Below are 4,608 nucleotides of genomic sequence, written 5' to 3' on the forward strand. Positions count from 1 at the left end.
TTTTCATCGTTGAACCACTTAACGGTACCAGTTTGGCGATTAGACATAGTATATCTCCTTGGACAAAGTTAACTGCGGCGTAGGAAGAGCCCTGGCCGAGACTGAGTGCAAAGAGCTGGAAAATTCATGGAGATGGTTGGATCGAAATTCAACATCGTGTAGAGATTCTCAGTGACACAAGCAACACAGTGACGCCACCTTAACCCTTTTTTCCGAACGTGCCAATGGTCTGTTGATGATTATTTCCATTCGCAGCGAAAGAGCCCGGCTCGTCACACAAACTCGCTATCTGTTGCCTTTGAACCGTCGGCCCCGGCCCGGTAAGATGCCGGATATCTTTTTTACCTCGCTATTCAGGACACCGCCATGAGCATCAAATCGGACAAGTGGATTCGCCGCATGGCGCAGGAACACGGGATGATCGAGCCCTTTGTGGAGCGCCAGGTACGTGGCGAAGGAGCTGACAGGGTGATCTCCTTCGGCGTGTCCAGCTACGGCTACGACGTGCGTTGCGCAGACGAATTCAAGGTGTTTACCAACATCAATTCGGCCACTGTCGATCCGAAAAACTTTGATGAAAAAAGCTTCGTCGATATCAAGAGCGACGTATGCATCATCCCCCCCAACTCGTTCGCGCTGGCACGCACCGTCGAATATTTCCGCATTCCGCGTAACGTTCTGACCATCTGCCTGGGCAAAAGCACCTATGCGCGCTGCGGCATTATCGTCAACGTCACGCCGCTTGAACCAGAGTGGGAAGGCCATGTGACGCTGGAGTTCTCCAACACCACGACATTGCCGGCCAAGATCTACGCCAACGAAGGCGTGGCACAGATGCTGTTCCTCGAGTCCGATGAGGAATGTGAAGTGTCCTACAAGGATCGAGGCGGCAAATACCAGGGCCAGCGTGGCGTCACCCTGCCACGTACCTGATTTGCCGGTCAGGTGATTAGTGGAATTGAATTAATACTCTATTTCGCACTCTATCTGCTCACATGCTTTCGCATAATCGATATGTGCGACGGCCTTTGATCTGGAGTGCCCTATGAAGACTACTTTCAAAATCTCTGAACAGGTTCAATCTCCGCTTAACGAGATCGGGTTGCTTGCCTGGTCATTGATGGCTCATTCGGATCTGCTTCCCGAGCTTAATGTGGTCGGTGGTGGCATTCCGGGTGATCCAGGGCCAGATACTCCCTATCCGGAGCCCACTGAGCCAGGTGGACCTACCGTTCCTGACGAGCCGCCACCTGCGCCGGTTGCCTGATTACCAGCTCCCTGCTTCTCCTTTTGAGGGGCAGGGCCTCGTATGCGGCGGCCAGCGACGCTATACCACTCGCCACACGGCATCACCGCCTGTCACATAGACTGAGCAGTCCTGCGCCGGACGAATCTGAAACCCGTCCGTAAACTCACCGAACGCTGGCAGCAGGCTGACGCGTTGGCCCAGGTAGAAGCACGCCAGTCGCAAGCTTTGCCTGCCACGCCCGTGCAGCCGGTAAACAGGGTGAACGTGCCCGGCCAGTACGTGCAATTGAGGGTGTGGGTCAGGCTCGTGTTGCAAGGCAAAGGGCCCCAGCGTCAGGGGTTCGGGGACTACATCTATGCCCAGATAGGCGGGTGGGTCGCCCGCCCGTTTGTCATGGTTACCGCGGATCAGGGTGATGCGCAACGCCGGGTGTTCGCCCCGCCATTGTTCCAGTGCCGCGAGCGTGCCCGCTGCGTGTGATTCCGGCGCGTGCAGAAAGTCGCCCAAAAAAATCAGATGATCGCAGGCATACGCATCGAGCAGGCTGTCCAGTCGCCGCAGATTGGCTTGGGTGGTGCCATGTGGCACTGGTTGACCCAGCTTGCGGTAGGCCGCTGCCTTGCCAAAATGCGCATCGGCAATCAGCAAGGATCGTTCTGCGGGGTAGTAGACGGCCTTGTCGGCCAACAGCCACAGCTCTTCTCCCGCCAGTGTTATCGCGACGTACGGCTTCATTGCTCATGCTCCGGACCTGCGGCTTTCTCCAGGTCGCGGACCATGCGCGCAATGCGGTCAGCGAGTTTTTCCGAACTGAGACTTTCGCGAAAGCGCTCGACCAGCAGTGGAAACGCCAGCGGGGTTGCGCGTTTTATCGCATGCAGGTCCAGCCTGCGACTGTTGATCTGGCGTAATGTCAGCTCCAGACGCTGCAGATCCAGCTCCTGGCGTAGCACTTCCTGTTCGGCCTGGGTCAGCAGCATGTTGTCAGCATCGTATTGCTTGAATACCTCAAAAAAAAGCCCGCTCGATGCCTGAAGCTGTCGATTGCTTTTCGCCGCTCCCGGGTAGCCGGAAAACACCAGCCCCGAGATGCGAGCGATTTCGCGAAAGCGCCGCAGTGCCAGTTCGCCCGCATTCAGGCTGGCAATAATGTCGGCCAAAAGATCCGTCTCGCTGAACAGGTCAGCCCGCAACGCCTGAGCCCAGTCAATCTCGCTGGCGCTGAGCAGTTCCAGCCCATAGTCGTTGACGGCGATGGAAAAGGTCAGCGGCCGATGTTGGCTCAGGCGCCAGGCCAGAAGGCTGCCCAGCCCCAAATGCACATGACGGCCGGCGAACGGGTAGAGGAACAGGTGCCAGCCTTCACGGGATTTAAGGGTTTCAGCCAGCAGCGTGTCACGTTGCGGTAGCCCGGACCATTGTTGCTGCACTTCCAGCAAGGGTTTGATGGCTTGCATTTCAGGGCTGGTGAATTCACCCCGCGCCGCCGCATCGAACTTCTCCACCACGGCGTCTGCCAGTTCGCTGGACAGGGGCATTCGCCCACCGTTCCAGCGTGGCACTGCGGCTTTCTTGCCAGTAGCCCGCTTGACGTAGGCGGTCATGTTTTCCACTCGGACCAGCTCCAGCAAGCGCCCGCCGAACAGAAAGCCGTCACCAGGCTTGAGCCGGGCGATGAAACCTTCTTCAACACTGCCCAACGAGCCGCCACCGCCGCCTTTTTTCCAGTACTTCAGGTTAACGGTAGCTTCGCTGACGATGGTGCCGACGCTCATGCGGTGTCGCCTGGCAAGACGCGCATCGGGTACACGCCAGACACCCTGTTCATCCGGTTCGGCGCGGCGGTAATCGGGGTAGGCCGTCAGTGAGTGACCGCCGTTGCGCACAAAGGCCAGCGCCCATTGCCATTGCTCGTCGCTGAGGTCTCGATAGGCCCAGGCGCTGCGCACTTCGGTCAGCAGTTCATCGGGCAGGAAGCCACCGCCCAGTGCGATGCTGACCAGATGCTGGACCAGAACGTCCAGCGGCTGCTGCGGCGATTCGCGTGGCTCGATCATCCGCGCGGCGACGGCGTCGTGGGCGGCGGCTGCTTCGACCAGTTCCAGGCTGTGGGTCGGCACCAGCGTGACACGCGAAGGGCGGCCCGGCGCATGGCCTGAGCGTCCGGCGCGCTGCATCAGGCGCGCGACACCTTTGGGTGAGCCGATTTGCAAAACGCGCTCCACCGGTAGAAAGTCCACGCCCAGGTCCAGACTGGAGGTGCACACCACAGCCTTGAGTGCGCCTTCTTTTAACGCGCGCTCGACCCAGTCTCGGACCTCTCGCGCCAGCGACCCGTGGTGCAGGGCAATCAATCCTGCCCAGTCGGGGCGGGCTTCCAGTAGCGCCTGATACCAGATTTCCGATTGTGCCCGAGTGTTGGTGAACACCAGACAGCTCGCGCTGCTTTCCACCTCGGTGACGACCTGCGGCAACATGCGCAAGCCCATATGCCCGGCCCACGGGAAGCGTTCGATGGACGGCGGCAGCAGCGTATCGACCTGTAAGTCCTTGACGATCTTGCCTTGCACGGTCACGCCGCCGTCGCCGATCAGCACCTGCTGCGCATGTTGCTGATTACCCAGCGTCGCGGAAATGCCCCATACGATCAGTTGCGGATTCCAGCGCCTCAGGCGCGCCAGGGCCAGTTGCAACTGCACGCCGCGCTTGTTGCCGATCAGCTCGTGCCATTCGTCCACCACCACCATCTTCAGTGTCGACAAGGCGACCTGAGCGTCGGCACGGGTCAGCAGCAGTGTCAGGCTCTCTGGGGTGGTGATCAGCGCTGAGGGCAGCCGCCGGCTCTGGCGGGCGCGTTCGCTGCCGCTGGTATCGCCGGTGCGCAAGCCCACCGACCACGGGATATCCAATTCGGCCAATGGTGCTTCAAGGGCTCTGGCGGTATCGGCGGCCAAGGCGCGCATGGGCGTGATCCACAGGACACTCAGCGGTTCAGCGAGCGGTTTACGTTTACGAGGTTTGTTGTCAGCGGTGAGCGTATTGGCTTTGGCGAAGCGGTTGAGCGCGGCGAACCATACGGCGTAGGTCTTGCCCGAGCCGGTACTGGCATGCAGCAGGCCGGACTCACCTTTCTTCACCGCCGCCCAGACCTCCTTCTGAAAAGCGAACGGCTTCCAGCCCCGGGCGAGAAACCATCGTCGAGCGAAATCGGTGGGTCTGCTCATCCGTTTGCGTGTGCTCTGAGTGGCGTTAAGTCAGAGACAGCGAAGAAAGGGTAATAGTTTTAAATGGTTATATGGCTGGAGCATGCGGAATCTCAACGATCGTGCCGCGCTGCGCGTCGCATGCGTTTCCGGACG

General features: G+C 59.5%; 4 protein-coding genes. 2 read left to right on the top strand and 2 right to left on the bottom strand.

The annotated features are described in order from the left end of the window. Nucleotides 1-366: 366 nt before the first annotated feature. The gene (gene dcd, locus ALO64_RS02770) at nucleotides 367-933 is read left to right on the top strand and encodes a dCTP deaminase (protein ID WP_002554836.1); all 567 of its coding nucleotides are present in this window, start codon (nucleotides 367-369) and stop codon (nucleotides 931-933) included. Nucleotides 934-1,045: 112 nt separating this feature from the next. Beyond that, nucleotides 1,046-1,267: a hypothetical protein gene (locus tag ALO64_RS23700; RefSeq protein ID WP_002554835.1), complete on the top strand. Its 222-nt coding sequence runs from the start codon at nucleotides 1,046-1,048 to the stop codon at nucleotides 1,265-1,267. A 60-nt stretch (nucleotides 1,268-1,327) separates the two neighbouring features. Here the strand turns inward: ALO64_RS23700 and pdeM are convergent, their stop codons facing one another. Next, a complete protein-coding gene (gene pdeM / locus ALO64_RS02775) occupies nucleotides 1,328-1,984 on the bottom strand; it encodes a ligase-associated DNA damage response endonuclease PdeM (RefSeq protein WP_044343452.1) in 657 nt (218 codons plus the stop codon). Next, nucleotides 1,981-4,473, bottom strand: coding sequence for a ligase-associated DNA damage response DEXH box helicase (locus ALO64_RS02780; protein WP_044343451.1), 2,493 nt, complete (start codon nucleotides 4,471-4,473; stop codon nucleotides 1,981-1,983). Before ALO64_RS02780 ends, pdeM begins: the two co-directional genes overlap by 4 nt. Nucleotides 4,474-4,608: the final 135 nt, after the last annotated feature.

Source organism: Pseudomonas meliae (assembly GCF_001400515.1).
In the GTDB taxonomy this organism is placed as follows: Bacteria; Pseudomonadota; Gammaproteobacteria; order Pseudomonadales; family Pseudomonadaceae; genus Aquipseudomonas; species Aquipseudomonas amygdali.

Coding starts and splice junctions, on each gene's coding strand:
- ALO64_RS23700 (WP_002554835.1), top strand. CDS start 1,046: ATGAAGACTACTTTCAAAATCTCTGAACAGGTTCAATCTCCGCTTAAC.
- dcd (WP_002554836.1), top strand. CDS start 367: ATGAGCATCAAATCGGACAAGTGGATTCGCCGCATGGCGCAGGAACAC.
- pdeM (WP_044343452.1), bottom strand. CDS start 1,984: ATGAAGCCGTACGTCGCGATAACACTGGCGGGAGAAGAGCTGTGGCTG.
- ALO64_RS02780 (WP_044343451.1), bottom strand. CDS start 4,473: ATGAGCAGACCCACCGATTTCGCTCGACGATGGTTTCTCGCCCGGGGC.